16 protein-coding genes are annotated in these 14,036 nt (G+C 69.8%); 6 read left to right on the forward strand and 10 right to left on the reverse strand.

Going from position 1 to position 14,036, the window contains the following annotated elements; translation table 11 throughout:
- Window positions 1-25: 25 nt before the first annotated feature.
- Window positions 26-1,201 (reverse strand): diaminopropionate ammonia-lyase, encoded by a 1,176-nt coding sequence (locus MWM08_RS06535; RefSeq protein ID WP_244458655.1) that lies wholly within the window; start codon window positions 1,199-1,201, stop codon window positions 26-28.
- A gap of 65 nt (window positions 1,202-1,266) precedes the next feature.
- Between MWM08_RS06535 and denD the strand changes: the two genes are divergently transcribed.
- Genes denD through MWM08_RS06550 form a run of 3 tightly spaced genes read left to right on the forward strand, consistent with a single transcriptional unit; the run spans window position 1,267 to window position 3,159 of the window.
- Complete coding sequence (gene denD / locus MWM08_RS06540; RefSeq protein WP_244458656.1) at window positions 1,267-2,250, forward strand: D-erythronate dehydrogenase; 984 nt, start codon at window positions 1,267-1,269, stop codon at window positions 2,248-2,250.
- Window positions 2,251-2,255: 5 nt separating this feature from the next.
- Entirely contained in the window at window positions 2,256-2,777 is a 522-nt protein-coding gene (locus MWM08_RS06545) for a YqhA family protein (protein WP_244458657.1), read from the forward strand.
- Window positions 2,770-3,159, forward strand: coding sequence for a RidA family protein (locus MWM08_RS06550; RefSeq protein WP_244458658.1), 390 nt, complete (start codon window positions 2,770-2,772; stop codon window positions 3,157-3,159). The genes MWM08_RS06545 and MWM08_RS06550 overlap by 8 nt, the downstream gene beginning before the upstream one ends.
- Before the next feature lie 145 nt (window positions 3,160-3,304).
- On the opposite strand, the gene MWM08_RS06555 is transcribed toward MWM08_RS06550, so the two are convergent.
- Window positions 3,305-3,751 carry an acyl-CoA thioesterase gene (locus MWM08_RS06555; protein WP_244458659.1) on the reverse strand — a complete coding sequence of 149 codons (447 nt, stop codon included), beginning with the start codon at window positions 3,749-3,751 and terminating at the stop codon, window positions 3,305-3,307.
- A 118-nt stretch (window positions 3,752-3,869) separates the two neighbouring features.
- Here MWM08_RS06555 and MWM08_RS06560 point away from each other — a divergent pair, with 118 nt between their 5' ends.
- Together MWM08_RS06560 and MWM08_RS06565 are read left to right on the forward strand one after the other, a co-directional pair.
- Window positions 3,870-4,838: a Bug family tripartite tricarboxylate transporter substrate binding protein gene (locus tag MWM08_RS06560; RefSeq protein ID WP_244458660.1), complete on the forward strand. Its 969-nt coding sequence runs from the start codon at window positions 3,870-3,872 to the stop codon at window positions 4,836-4,838.
- 69 nt (window positions 4,839-4,907) lie between these two features.
- Window positions 4,908-5,876 carry a Bug family tripartite tricarboxylate transporter substrate binding protein gene (locus tag MWM08_RS06565; RefSeq protein ID WP_244458661.1) on the forward strand — a complete coding sequence of 323 codons (969 nt, stop codon included), beginning with the start codon at window positions 4,908-4,910 and terminating at the stop codon, window positions 5,874-5,876.
- Between the two features lie 6 nt (window positions 5,877-5,882).
- Here MWM08_RS06565 and MWM08_RS06570 read toward each other — a convergent pair whose 3' ends face one another.
- The 7 genes from MWM08_RS06570 to rutA form a co-directional block, all read right to left on the reverse strand.
- Window positions 5,883-7,061: a M20 family metallopeptidase gene (locus tag MWM08_RS06570; RefSeq protein WP_244458662.1), complete on the reverse strand. Its 1,179-nt coding sequence runs from the start codon at window positions 7,059-7,061 to the stop codon at window positions 5,883-5,885.
- A gap of 60 nt (window positions 7,062-7,121) precedes the next feature.
- On the reverse strand, window positions 7,122-8,093 hold the full coding sequence (locus tag MWM08_RS06575; protein WP_244458663.1) for a tripartite tricarboxylate transporter substrate binding protein: 972 nt from the start codon (window positions 8,091-8,093) through the stop codon (window positions 7,122-7,124).
- Between the two features lie 72 nt (window positions 8,094-8,165).
- The gene (locus MWM08_RS06580; protein WP_244458664.1) at window positions 8,166-8,588 is read right to left on the reverse strand and encodes a hypothetical protein; all 423 of its coding nucleotides are present in this window, start codon (window positions 8,586-8,588) and stop codon (window positions 8,166-8,168) included.
- Window positions 8,589-9,470 (reverse strand): fumarylacetoacetate hydrolase family protein, encoded by an 882-nt coding sequence (locus MWM08_RS06585; protein WP_244458665.1) that lies wholly within the window; start codon window positions 9,468-9,470, stop codon window positions 8,589-8,591.
- Window positions 9,471-9,481: 11 nt separating this feature from the next.
- Entirely contained in the window at window positions 9,482-9,790 is a 309-nt protein-coding gene (locus MWM08_RS06590; protein WP_244458666.1) for an alkylphosphonate utilization protein, read from the reverse strand.
- Between the two features lie 2 nt (window positions 9,791-9,792).
- Window positions 9,793-11,202, reverse strand: a complete 1,410-nt coding sequence (locus MWM08_RS06595; RefSeq protein ID WP_255751389.1) for an amidase — start codon at window positions 11,200-11,202, stop codon at window positions 9,793-9,795.
- A gap of 78 nt (window positions 11,203-11,280) precedes the next feature.
- Window positions 11,281-12,363: a pyrimidine utilization protein A gene (rutA, locus tag MWM08_RS06600; protein ID WP_244458668.1), complete on the reverse strand. Its 1,083-nt coding sequence runs from the start codon at window positions 12,361-12,363 to the stop codon at window positions 11,281-11,283.
- Window positions 12,364-12,588: 225 nt separating this feature from the next.
- Here rutA and MWM08_RS06605 point away from each other — a divergent pair, with 225 nt between their 5' ends.
- A complete protein-coding gene (locus tag MWM08_RS06605; protein ID WP_244458669.1) occupies window positions 12,589-13,512 on the forward strand; it encodes a polysaccharide deacetylase family protein in 924 nt (307 codons plus the stop codon).
- Here MWM08_RS06605 and MWM08_RS06610 read toward each other — a convergent pair.
- Window positions 13,490-13,987, reverse strand: a complete 498-nt coding sequence (locus tag MWM08_RS06610; RefSeq protein ID WP_244458670.1) for a GNAT family N-acetyltransferase — start codon at window positions 13,985-13,987, stop codon at window positions 13,490-13,492. The two genes, MWM08_RS06605 and MWM08_RS06610, sit on opposite strands and share 23 nt — an antisense overlap.
- Window positions 13,988-14,036 lie beyond the last annotated feature (49 nt).

Genomic DNA, 14,036 nt, shown 5'->3' on the forward strand with positions numbered 1-14,036 from the left:
TTTACGGGGAGATTACAGAAAAAAGTCAGTCTGATGAAGGGGAGGTCCCGACCAGCCGCCCATAGACCTCCGGATCGGTCGCCCCCTCGGTCCCGAAGAGCAGGACGCGGCTGTGCTCATCGAGGCCCAGCGCAGTCCGGGCGAATGGCTCCCGGGCCGCCAGCAGCAGTGCCGCCAAGCCCGCCACCGCGCTTTCCCCCGCCACCACCGGCGGGCGGCGGGCGGCGAGCAGCCTCATGCACGCCACCGCGCTGTCGTCGGTGACGGAACAGAAGGCGAAGGCGCTGCGCTCGAGTTCCTGCCACGCCAGCAAGGACGGCTCCCCGCAGGCGAGCCCGGCCATCAGCGTATCGAGATCCCCCGGCACGGTGACGGGCGCGCCGGCCTCGGCACTCGCCAGCAGGCAGGCGGCCTTGTCGGGTTCCGCCACGATCACCCGCGGACCCGCGCCGAATCGCGCGCGCATCTGCGCCGCCACGGCGGCCGCCACGCCGCCCACGCCACCCTGGATGAACACATGCGTCGGTGCGGTGCCGATCTGGTCCGCGGCTTCGTCGGCCATCACGCGGTAGCCCTGCATCACGTCGCGCGGTACCTCGGTATAGCCCGGGTAGGACGTGTCGCTGACCACGAACCAGCCCTGCGAATCCGCCTGCTTCTGTGCCTCGCGCACCGCGTCGTCGTAGGTGCCGGGCACCACGCGGATGGTTGCGCCGTAGCGCGCGATGGCGTCGCGCCGGCCCTGGCTGACCGTCTCGTGCACGAATATCACGCAGGCGGCGCCGAAGCGCTGCGCGCCCCAAGCGACGGACCGGCCATGATTGCCATCGGTCGCGCAGGTCACGGTGATGGTGCGCGTCGCGTCCTTGTGGGTGCCATCCATCAGTTCGTTGGCGGTCGCGGCATTCGCCACGCCGCGGCGCGACAATTCGGCCTGCAGCAGCCGCAGTACCGCATAGGCGCCGCCCAGCGCCTTGAAGGACCCGAGGCCGAAGCGCGGCGCCTCGTCCTTGTAATGCAGGCTGGCCACGCGCGCGGCGGCGGCGATGTCCGCCAGGTCGATCAGCGGCGTCGCGGCATAACCCGGCCAGGACGCGATCTCGGCCTTGGCGCGGCGGAAACCGCCCTCGGGCAACACCACCAGGCCGGGCGTGCCGTGCTGGCGGTTGACGATGAAGCGGAAGGGCGCGTTCGGAATCATACCGCGGATATTGCGCCGCGCCGCGCCGCGCGCCAAACCAGGAGCCTCTCAGCAGGGTTCACGGCATGAAGATCACCATCCTGGGCGGCGGCGGTTTCCTTGGCCGCAAGCTGGCGACGCGGCTGGCCAAGGACGGCACGCTGGGTGGACGCGCCATCACCGGCCTCACGCTGTTCGACCTTGCCGCGCCGGCGGCCATCGCCACGCCCTTCCCGCTGCGCTGCCTGGGCGGCGACGTCGCCGACCCCGCCGCGGTCGCCGAGGCGATCCCGCCCGGCACCGAGGTGGTCTTCCACCTGGCCGCCGTGGTCAGCGCCGCGGCCGAGGCCGACTACGACCTCGGCATGAAGGTGAACCTGCACGGCACGCTGGCGGTGCTGGCGGCCTGCCGCGCGCTGGGCACCAAGCCGCGTGTTATCTTCACCTCCTCGGTCGCATCCTTCGGCGGTGGGCAGGAAGCCGTCGTGCCCGATGATGGCCGCCAGGTGCCGACCAATTCCTATGGCGCGCAGAAGGCAATCGGCGAATTGCTGCTGCAGGACGCCACCCGCAAGGGCTTCCTGGATGCGGTGAACATCCGCCTGCCGACCGTGATGGTGCGGCCAGGGCGGCCGAACAAGGCGGCGTCGTCCTTCGTCTCCGCCGTGGTGCGCGAACCGCTGCTGGGCCTGTCCACCGACTGCCCGGTGCCGCCGGAATTCGCGGTGTGGATCTGCTCGCCGCGCAGCGCCATGGAATGGTTCCTCCACGCGGCATCCATGGACACCTCGACCATGGGCACCGACCGCGGCATCAACCCGCCCGGGCGCAGCGCGACCGTCGCCAAGATGCTCGAAGCCCTGGAAACCGTGGCCGGCCATGCCGCGCGCGAGAAGGTCGGCTTCGCCTTCGACCGTGAGGTTTTCGACATTGTCGTGGGCTGGCCCGCCGCCTTCGCCGCGACCCGCGCGCGGCGCCTCGGCTTCGTCGAGCAGGAATCGCTGGAAGACCTGGTGCGCGCCTTCATCGAGGACGACCTGGCCGCGACGCGCGCCGAACGCGGCCTGTAGCCGCCATGGAGCGGCTGATCGAACGCATCATCGTCGTCAGCCGCTGGGCGATGGTGCCTTTCTACCTCGGGCTGATCGTGGCGCTGTTCACGCTGCTCGCGTCCTTCCTGCGGGAACTCTACGCCGCCGTCACCAACGCCATGTCCTATTCCGAGCACCAGGCGATCGTGAAGGCGCTTTCGCTGGTGGACCTCACGCTGATGGCGGGGCTCGTCGTCATCGTCATCTTCTCGGGCTACGAGAACATCGTCTCGCGCATCGACCCGGCCGGGCCGCGGCGCTGGCCGGCCTGGCTGACCACGGTGGATTTCGGCGGGCTCAAGAAGAAGCTGTTCGCCTCGATGGCGGCGATCTCGGGCGTCACGATGCTGAAGGCGCTGATGGCGCTCGAGGAGACGGTCAGCGAGCGGCAACTGTTCTGGCTGGTCGTCATCAACCTCGTATTCCTGCTGGGCTACCTGCTGATGGCGGTGGCGGACTGGTTCGCCGCCCGCGCGCGCGAGATGAAGGACCCGCCGGATGCTTGAGATCACCCGCCACATCCTGCCCGGCGCGCCCGACCGCGTGGCTCCGTTCAGCCACGCCGTGCGGGCCGGGGATTTCCTGTTCGTCACCGGCCAGATGCCCACGCTGCCGGGTGGCGGGACGGAGCTGGTGGCGGGCGGCGTCGCGGAGCAGACCGCGCAGGTCATCGCCAACCTGCGCACCGTGGTGGAAGGCTGCGGCGGCGACATCGCCCGCACCGTCTTCGCGCGCGTCTACCTGACCGATTTCGCGCGCGACTACGCGGCGATGAACGCGGTCTGGGAAGCGGCCTTCGCCGGCGGCCTGCCGGCGCGCACCTGCGTCGGGGTCACCGGCCTTGCCGTGGGCGCGCTGGTCGAGGTGGACCTGGTGGTGGCGCTCTAGGGTCCAAACCCGATCATCTGCCGGGCGCGTGGCATCCGCAGTGTCGGGCTGCTTGCCGATGCCACCGGCGTCGGCCGCGCGGCCTTCCTGGCGGCTTGCCACGCGATCCTCGGCCATCCGCCTCGGGTCTGAACGGGTTTGGACCCTAGACCTCCGCCACCGCGCCGTCGCGCTCGGACATCAGCTCGCGCATCGCCTCGGGGATCTCGGCCTTCTGCCCCGTCGCATTGTCGATCACGACGCACAGCGCGCGCGCCGAACACAGCAGCCCGTCGCGCCACATCGCGTATTGGTGCACGAAGGACGTGCGGCGGAAGGATGCGGTGCGCACGCACAGCAGCACGTCGTCGCGGAAATGCCCTGGCCGGTGGTACTTCACCTCCAGCGACCCCACGACGGGGCCGGGCTTGTCGGGACCGAATGCGCCGCCCGCACCAAGCCACCAGTCGATGCGCATGTCCTCGAACAACGTCAGGTAGGCGGCGTGGTTCACATGCGCGTAGATGTCGCATTCCGCCCAGCGGATCGTGTGCTCGCGCCACACTCCCCATTGGCCCTCGACGCCGAAGCGATCGCGCAGTGCCGCATCCATCGATGGTTCCCCCGTGCCGTGCGGCGCCGATTGTGCGGTGCGTCGGGCGGCAGGGAAAGCGCTTGATCGGCGCCGCGGCGAAGGCGAGGCTCGCGGCAACGACCAATCGGGGAACGCCATGATCCGCCGCCGCCATCTGCCGCTGGCCACCCTCGGCCTGTCGCTGCCTGCGCTTCATGCAGCGCGCGCGGCCTGGCCGGCCGACCGGCCGATCGAGGTCATCATTCCCTTCCCGCCCGGCGGCGGCGTGGATGCGGTCGGGCGCTTCGCCACGCACCACATCACCGCCCGCCTGCCCGGCGTGCGCTTCGTGGTGGTGAACCGCGCCGGCGCCTCGGGCCAGCTCGGCATGGAGGCGATCTTCAATGCCGCCCCAGACGGCTACACCATCGGCGCGATCGGCAGCCTGAACGTCTCGACGCTGCCGCTCGAACGCCCGGTGCGCTGGAAGGCCGACGAATTCACCTATATCGCGAACGTCGTCGACGATGCTTGCGGGCTATGGGTGCTGGCGAATTCGCCGCTGCGCGGTCTCGGCGACCTGGTCGCGGCGCTGAAGCGTCAGCCGGAAAGTGTCTCGGTCGGCTCCGCCGCCGGCGTGGGGTCCGACGACCATCTCGTGCTGCTGGGACTCGAGGAGAAGGCCGATGTCCGCGCGCTGCACGCGCCCTTCAACGGCACGGCGCAGGTGCAGCGGGACATGCTCTCGGGCGCGGTCGACGTCGCGTCCTTCAACATGAGCGAAGGCATCGTGCTGCTGCGCGAAGGGCGCATCCGCTGCCTCGGCCAGGCATCCCCCGCGCGCTGGTCCGCGGTGCCCGACGTGCCCACCTTCCGCGAGCAGGGCTTCGACGTGGTGATCGGGTCCGCACGCGGCATCGTGGCGCCGCCCGGCTTCCCGCCCGAGGCCGCGCGCGCCATGGAGGCCGCTTTCGCGAGCGCCTTCGCCGACCCGGAATTCACCGCGGCCGCGGATCGCGTCTCCCTGCCGCTGCGCCCGCTGGTCGGGCGCGCCTATCGCGACATGGTGCTGGCGGAAGGGGAGGCAGTGCGCGCGATGTTCGCCCGTCGGCCCTGGCGGCGCTGAAATCCTTGCAGGGGTGTCGCGACGGCGCCTAGCGTGGCCGCAACGAACACCTCGGGAGGAACCAACGCCATGCCCAGCCGTCGCGCCCTGCTTGCAGGTGCGGGCCTGCTTGCCGCGCCCGCAACCCTCCGTGCCCAGGCCGCCTGGCCCGCCGACAAGCCGGTCGAGGTCATCGTGCCGTTTCCCGCCGGCGGCGGCGTGGACGTCATGACCCGCCTGGTGATGCCACTGGTCGCGGCGCAGATCCCGGGGATGCGCCCGGTGATCGTGAATCGCACCGGTGCCGCCGGGCAGATCGGGCTCGAGGCCACCTTCAATGCCGCGCCGGACGGCTACACCATCGGCGCCACCACCATCCCGGCGCATGGCGCCATTCCGCTCGAGCGCCAGGTGCGCTACCGCGCGATGGACTTCACCTTCCTGTGCAACATCGTCGAGGACGCGAACTGCTTCTACGTGCGCGCCGAAAGCCCGTTCCGCAGCGTGGCGGACGTGGTCGCGGCGGCCCGCGCGCGGCCCAACCACGTCACCTACGGCACCACCGGCATCGGCAGCGACGACCACCTGTTCATGCTGGCCTTCGAGGCCGCGGCGAATACGCCGCCTCTGGTGCAGGTGCCCTTCGCGGGTGCGGCGCCGCTGATCCCGCAATTGCTGGGCGGCAACATGGACCTGGCGGTGCTGAACGTGAACGACGCGCTGCAACTCAAGCGCGAGGGCCGCGTGCGCATCCTGGCGCAGGGGGCGGCGCGCCGTCAGCCGGAGGCCGCCGACGTTCCGACGTTCCGCGAGGAAGGCTTCGACATCATCGGCGGCGCATCGCGCGGCATCGTCGGGCCGCCGGGCATGCCCCCGCCGGTGGTGGCGCGACTTGAAGCCGCTTTCCGCGCCGCGCTGAACGATGAAGGCTTCCGGCGCGAGGCGGGGCGCCAGAACATGCCGTTGCGCCCACTCGTGGGTGCCGAATACAAGGCCTTCGCGCAGTCGATCGACAACAGCCTGAAGGCCCTGTGGCAGGTGCGGCCCTGGCGCGGCTGACGCGGGCTAAAGCCCCGCCTGCTCCAGCCGCAGGATCGCGCGCGCCATCGCCTGCGCGCGCGGCACGATGCTCTCGACCTCGAGGTATTCCTCGGGGCTGTGCGCCAAGCCACCGACCGGCCCCACGCCGCACAGCGTCGGCACGCCGAGCGCGGCGGTGAAGCCGGAATCGGCGCAGCCGCCGGTGAATTCCGCGTCGACCTTCAGGCCGCTTTCCGCCGCCGCAGCCTGGTACACGCTGAACACGCGCTCGCTCGCGGGGGTCGGGTTCAGCGGCCGGAACTCGCCCTTGATGGTGAGTGCCGACCGCGTGCCTGGCACATGTGCGCGCGCGACGATGTCGTGGATCTTGCCCATGATCTCGTCGCGGTCCGCCGGTTCGATGTAGCGCAGGTCGATCTGGAACTGGCAGGTCGGCGCGGTGGTGTTCACGGACTGCCCGCCCTGCACCAGGCCCACGTTCAGCGTGATGCCGCGCTTGAGGTCGGTCAGCGCATGGATCGCCACGATCTTGTGCGCCGCCTCGCCGATCGCGCTGATGCCCGCTTCGAAGTTGCCGCCCGAATGCGCTGCCTTGCCTTCGATGTCGACGACCGAGAAGACGCCGCCCTTGCGCGCCTTCACCACATTGCCGGAGACGCGGCCGGGTTCCGAATTGAACACCACGCGGGCGTTGCCGGCCTCCGCCTCGATCACCGGGCGGCCTTCGGGGCTGCCGATCTCCTCGTCACCGGTGAACAGACCGACCAGCGGGCCGGGCGCGCCGCCGAACTTCGCGAAGGCAGCGAGGACGAACATGTTCATCACGATGCCCGACTTCATGTCCGACACGCCGGGGCCATAGGCGCGGCCGCCGTCGATGCGAAAGGGCCGGCGCTCCGGCTCGCCCTTCGGGAAGACCGTGTCGCGATGGCCCATCAGCACGATGTTGGACCGCTGGTTGCCGGTGCCGAGCGCGTGCCCGCCTTCGACGATGCCGCGGATGCAGTCGCCATGCTTCTGCTGAGGTACGACTTCCGTCGCGATACCGTGCGCGCCCAGGAAGCGCACCACCTGCTGGCCGGTGCGATCGACGCCGTCCTTGTCGTAGGACCCGCCATCGGTGTTCACCATGGCTTCGATCTCACGCAGCATCGCGTCCTTCTGGGAGGCGAGCCAGGCGGTGATGGCGGCTTCGGTGGTCATGGTCTGTCTCCTTGCGCGGCGCAGGCTGGCACCGGCGCGCCGCAGCGGGAAGGGGGGCGGCTACTCGATCCGCCCCAGCGCGCGCACCGTGCGTACCAGGCGCGCCGCGTCCTCGTTGTAGAAGCGCAGGAAAGCCTCGCCGTCGCGGAAGTCGAGCGTATTGCCGCTGGCGGCCATGATTCGGATGAAGTCGGGGTCGCGCGCCACCTGTGCGCTCGCTTCACGGATGCGCGCGATCACCGGCGCGGGTGTCGCGGCGGGCGCGAACAGCCCGACCCAGATGTAGAATTCGCAGTCGGGGAAGCCCTTCTCGATCAGCGTCGGCACGTCGTCGAATCCGGCCAGCCGCGTACGGCCCCAGGTGGCGATGGCGCGCAACGCGCCGCTGCGCACATGCGGGGCGACCGGACCGGGGCCGGAGGCCAGGCAATTCACCTGCCCGCCCAGCAGCGCGGTCAGCGCCGGCCCGCCGCCCTGGAAGGGTACGTGCAGCATGTCCAGCCCCGCCGCCTGCGACAGCTGCGCCATCGGCACATGCAGCGCGGAGTAATTCCCGGCGGAGGAGTACGATACCTGCCCCGGCCGCGCCTTCACGTCGGCGATGAAGTCCTCGATCGTGCGGATGGGGCTGGCGGCCGGCACCACCAGCACGGTGGGGTCGGCGGCGAACAGGGCGATGGGGGCGAGCATCTCGGGCGTATAGGTCGGCTCGCGCCCGTTGACGCGTGCGGCTTCCGGCAGCAGCGCCATCGACGACAGCGCCATCAGCAGCGTGTAGCCGTCAGGAGACGCGCGCGCGACCGAGGCATTGCCGATCGCACCCGCAGCGCCGCCGCGATTCACGATCGGCACCGCGACGCGCCAGATGCGTTCCAGCGTCGCGGCGACGGGTCTTCCCACGACATCCGCCTGGCCGCCGGGCGGGAAGGCGACGACCATGCTCACGGCGCGCGAGGGGAATACCTCCTGCGCCTTCGCAATCGACGCCCCCGCTGCACACGCGAGCGTCGCCAGTGCCGTCCTGCGCAACATGTTCGTTCCTCCCGGTGTGACGACTTTAGGCAGCCAGAATAGCGGAAGCCGGTCGTCGAGAAATGCGCATTCTCAAGCTCCGGACGTGCGCCTTGGGCGATTGGCTTCACGTAGCTGGACGACCACGAAGATCACCGCGAGCACGCACAAGGCTAGAATGAAGAGCGTCCCAGCCCAGAGAAACACCTCTGAAAGCACCATGCTCGGTGACGGATGAGCTATGGCCTGCACCACGATGGCGATGTGGAGAGCGCCGATGGCCGTTGTCAGGAGCAGCAGCAAGGCGATGAAGAGCAAGCGCTGCGCGCGCTTGTTCACTAGCAACCCAGGCAGAAGCAGGAGCGTCCATTCACCGCCGCCGCTGCTGCCCAATCCATCGTCGAACGACCTGTCCAAGGCATCTGGCGCGCGCTGCCGAAGGCGTTCGCTTCGCGCCGCTAGAATTGCGGTTGCCAACACCGTCGTGACCGACAGAACAAGCAGCACCCACGCCATTCAAGCCACCGGATTCTCCAGCACGCCGATGCCCGGCACCTCGATCCGCACGCGGTCGCCCTTCTTCAGGAACTTCGGCGGCGTGAAGCCGATGCCCACGCCCGCCGGCGTGCCGGTCGCGATGATGTCGCCCGGCTCCAGCGTGATGGCGGCGCTGATCGTCGCGATCAGCGTCGGTATGCCGAAGATCAGGTCATCGACCGGCGCGCGCTGGCGCAGTTCGCCATTCACCCAGGTCGAGATCGAAAGCTTCGGCGGCACCCCCGCCGCATCGGCGGTGACGATCGCCGGCCCCATCGGCGCATAGCCATCGATGCCCTTGCCCAGGATCCACTGCCGATGCCTGTGCTGCAGCGTGCGCGCCGTGACGTCGTTGACGATGGTGTAGCCGAACACATGAGCATAGGCGTCGGCCTCGCTGATACCGCGGCCCGCGCGGCCGATCACCACCGCGATCTCGCCCTCGTAATCGGTGCTGTTGGACGTATCGAGGAAGGACGGGATGGGTTCCCCCGGCCCGATCACGCAGGTGGGCGGCTTCGAGAACACCACCGGCGCCTCCGGCACCACCTCCTTGGCCGTTGCGTCGAAGCCGCTGTTGGCGAACTCCTTTGCGTGCTCGTGGTAGTTCTTGCCGACGCAGAAGATGTTCTTGGCCGGGCGGGGAATGGGCGCGAGCAGCACCGCGCCCTCGGCCACCGGCGCCTTCGCCTTCGCCTCCGCCGCGCGCGCCGCGGCCAGCGTGGCCTCGCCCCCTGCGATCAGCGCCAGCATGTCGCGCGGCAGCCCCGCATCCGCCGCGGCCAGGTCGAGCACTTTCCCCACATCATCCAGCGCGCCGATGCGCGTGCCTTTGGTATCCCTGAACGTGACCAGCCGCATCCGAAAATCCCCTATCGCTTGCGCACGAATTCGGTGCGCAGGACCAAGCCCTTGATGCCTTCGTAGCGGCAGTCGATCTCCTCGTCATTCCCGGTCAGGCGGATCGACCGGATGACCGTGCCCTGCTTGAGCGTCTGCCCCGCGCCCTTCACCTTCAGGTCCTTGATGACGGTGACGGAATCACCATCCGCCAGGGCATTGCCCGCCGAATCGCGCACCACGCGCTCGGGCACGGCGGCAGCGGCCGCAACCTCGGAAGCCGGGCGCCATTCGCCGGTGGCCTCGTCATAGACGTAGTCGTCATCGGGCACGGTCGTCATCCTCAGGCCGGCCTGGTCGCGGCGGGGTCGGCCAAAGGCAGGCTCGCCGCGCGTTCCAGCGCCCGCGCCCCGCGGAAGGCCAGGTCGTCGCGATACAGCGCCGCCACCACCTGCACCGCCCGCGGCATGCCTTCGCCATCCAGCGCCACCGGCACGGAAATGGACGGCTGGCGCGTCAGGTTGAAGGCGAAGGTCCAGGGCGCCCAGTCGCGCCACAGCGATTCCGCGGGCTTCAACGTCGGCTGGTCGGCGGCGAAGGCGGCGGTCGGCGTGCAGGCGGTCAGCACCAGGTCGTAGCGCTGGTGGAAGCGCGCCATGGCGTGCGCGGCCTCGAGCCGCATCGCCTCGGCCGCCAGGTAGTCCACCGCCGCCATGTCCCCGTCGCGCCGCGCGACATCCAGGATGCCGGCATCCAGCAGCTCGCGCTTGTCCTCGGGAATCGTCGCGACCACGCGCGCCATGGCCACCGACCAGACACGCCCGAAGATCGCGCGCGTATCCGGCAGGCCCGGGTCGGCCTCCTCGACGATCGCGCCCTGCTCCTCGAGCATGCGGGCCGCACCTTCCAGCACCGCCGCGCCATCGACATCCAGCGGCGGCTCGAAGCCCATCCGCCGCACCACGGCCACGCGCAGGCCCGCCACGCCATCCTCGATGCCCCCGCGCCAGTCGCGCGGATCGTCCGGCAGCGCATAGGGGTCGCGCACATCCTGCCGCGCCATGGCGCCGAACATCAGCGCGGCGTCGCGCACCGTGCGCGTCATGGGCCCCGCAACCGCGACATGCCCGAAGGCGCCGAGCGGCCATTGCGGGATGCGCCCGAAACTCGGCTTCACGCCGACCAGGCCGCAATAGGCCGCCGGGATGCGGATCGACCCGCCCGCATCGGTGCCGATGTGCAGCGGCCCGAAGCACGCCGCACCTGCCGCGCCGGCGCCCGACGAAGACCCCCCCGGCGTGCGCTGCGGGTTCCACGGATTGCGCGTGATGCCATGCAGCGGGCAGTCGCCGGGCGACTTCCAGCCGAACTCCGTCGTGGTGGTCTTGCCGATGATGACGGCGCCCGATTCCTTCAGCCCCATCACGGTCGGCGCGTCCTCGGCGGCGGGCGTGGTGTCGGTGGTGCGCGAGCCGCGCCGCGTGGCGAAGCCCGCCATGGTCAGCAGGTCCTTCACCGTGGCCGGCACGCCGTCCAGGGGCCCGATGGGCCGCCCCGCCGCCCAGCGTGCCTCGCTCTCGCCGGCGGCGCGCAACGCGTGCGGGTTCATGGCGGCGAAGGCATTGACCCAGGGGTTGAAGCGCGCGACGCGCTCCAGCACGGCCTTCAGCGCCTCGACCGGCGAAAGCCGCCGGCGCGCATAGAGGCCGAGCAGCGTCTCGGCGGACATCAGGGCAGGATCGGTATCGGACATCGGGCGGCCTGGCTGTTCAGGCCGCCATGGTGCGCCGGGCCGACCTGCGCAGGAAGCCCGCGCGCACCTGTCCGGCGCTCAGGCCGCGTTCAGCATCCGCCCCGCACGGCAGGACATCAGCGGCTGGATGTGCTTGCCGAAGGCATCGAGGCCCAGCAGGAAGTCGTCGAAGGTCAGCATGATGCCCTTCACGCCCGGCATCGCCGCCACCTCATCGAGCATCTTCGCGACATTGGCGTAGGACCCCACCAGCGTGCCCATGTTGAAGTTGATGGGCGAGGGGGAGCGCTGGATCGCCGCAGCCATTGAGGTCTCGGACGGCGCGGTGTCCTCGGCGGCCTTGCCGAGCAGATGCGCCAGCGCCTCACGGTCGGCACCCTTGTTGTACAGGTCCCACTTCGCGAGCGCGGCGGCATCCGTCTCGTCGGCGATGATCATGTACAGCATGTAGGCGCCGACATCGCGCCCGGTCTTGGCCGCATGCTGCAGCACGCGCGCGGGCACCGACGCCGCCTTGGTGGGTTCGTTCACCCCTTCGCCCAGGCAGAAATTGTAGTCGCAGTACTGCGCGGCGAATTCCATCCCGCGATCGGACTGGCCCGCGGCCACCACTTTGATCGGCGCCTTGGGGCGCGGGCTCAGGACGCAGTTGTCCATCTGGAAATACTCGCCCTTGAAGTCGGACAGGCCGGTACCCCAGAGCTCGCGCAGGATGCGCACATATTCCGTGCTGTAGTCGTACCGCTTGCCGAAGTGCTGGTCACCCGGCCAGAGCCCCATCTGGGTGTATTCGACCTTGTGCCAGCCCGAGACGATGTTCACCCCGAAGCGTCCGCCCGAGACGTCGTCGATCGTGCTGGTCATGCGCGCCACCATCGCCGGCGGCAGTGTGAGCACGGCGGTCGAGGCGAACAGCCGGATCCGCGAGGTGACGGTCGCGAGTGCGGACATCAGCGTGAAGGATTCCAGGCCGTGGTCCCAGAACTCGGTCTTCCCGCCGAAGCCGTGCAGCTTGATCATCGACAGCGCGAAGTCGAAGCCATAGCCCTCCGCCTTCTGCACCACCGCCTTGTTCAACTCGAAGGACGGCATGTACTGCGGCGAGGTGGCGGAGATGATCCAGCCATTGTTGTTGATCGGGATGAAGACGCCGATGTCCATCGCGGGCTCCTGCTGCCTTGGGGCCACGCCCGACCTGCGCGGCCCCGGCGCCGGCGGGCTGGACGTGGCGGGTTGACCCCACCGCATTGCGTGACGCGGCGGACTGGCCGCCGCACCGCATCGCGCAACACGGCGGATTGACCGGCGCCGCATCGCATGACGCGGCGGATTGACCGCCGCGGGATCGCAAGTAGCGTGCCACGACGAAGGACGCGGAGAGCCCCGATGAGCGAGAGCAAGCCAGGCCCCTGGGACTGGGAGGAGGCGCATTGGCGGCGCATCGTAGGCCGCGCGCGCGCCGGACGTTCGCTCGCACCGTCGTCATGGCCGGGCGGGGCGCGCTGCGCCGTCAGCCTGTCCTTCGATGCGGACCACGAGACCATCCCGCTGCGCGATTCCGACGAAAGCCCGATGCGCATCAGCCAGGGCCAGTACGGCGCGCGCCAGGGCGTGCCGCGCATCCGCGCACTTTTGGCGCGGCACGGGGTGAAGGCGTCGTTCTTCTATCCGGCGGTCTCGGCGCTGCTGCACCCCGATGAAATCCGCGCCGTGGCGGACGAAGGCCACGAGATCGGTATCCATTCCTGGATCCACGAAGCCAATACGCAGCTGCCGCCGGGTGTCGAGCGCGACCTGACCTTCCGCGCCACCGACACGCTGGAGAAGCTGACCGGCCGCCGCCCCGTGGGCATCCGCACCGCGTCGTGGGATTTCTCGGTCGACACCATGTCGATCATCCAGGAGCTCGGCCTGCTCTATGACTCATCGCTGATGGCCGATGACGACCCCTACGAGCTGGAAGTGCAGGGCGAGCCGACCGGCATCGTGGAACTGCCACCCGAATGGATCCGCGACGACGCGGTGTATTTCAATATGCTGCGCTTCGCAGCACTTCGCCCCTACACGCCGCCCTCGGCGGTGGAGGAGATCTTCCGCGCCGAATTCGAGGGCGCGCTGGCCGAGGGCGGGCTCTTCCTGCTGACCATGCACCCGCATGTCATCGGCCATCGCAGCCGCATCGCGCTGCTCGACCGCCTCGTCACGCTGATGAAGGGCACGCCCGGCGTGTGGTTCGGCACGCATGAGGAGGTGGCGCGCTGGTGCGCGCAGCAGGCGGCCCCGCCGCTCAGTCGGGCCGCCGCCGGCTGAACAGGAAGCGGTTCATCTCGGGGATGTAGCGCTGCTGCGCGAAGCCTGCCTTGGCCAGAACGCGCCGCGACCCGGCATTCGCCGGATGCGCGAAGGCGCGAAGCTCCGGCAGGTCCAGCACACGGTCGGCATGGTCGAGGCAGGCGCGCACCAGTTCCGACGCAAAGCCGCGCCCCCAGGCGTCGGGATGGAAAAAGTACCCGACCTCCACACCCCAGCCCGGCTCGAAGGGATCAACATACAAGCCGCCCCATCCGATCAGCCGCCCATCCGGCTTCGTGGCGATCGTCCAGGGCGCGTGGCCATCGTGCCGCCGGCGGTATTCATGCACCGCAATGCGGTGACGGCAGGCTCGCAGCGAGCCATCGACATGGGTGTACGCCATGGCCGCAGGGTCGCCGAGGAAGGCAAACAGCGCGGGCACATCCTCGAGCCGCGGCGAGCGGAGGATCAGCCTTGCGGTCTCGATGCGCATGCAACGGCGCAGCGGGGGGGCGGAGAGGGACGCACCCTCTCCGCCCCGC

Origin of the sequence: Roseomonas fluvialis, from assembly GCF_022846615.1 — a bacterium.
Classification (GTDB): Bacteria; Pseudomonadota; Alphaproteobacteria; order Acetobacterales; family Acetobacteraceae; genus Neoroseomonas; species Neoroseomonas fluvialis.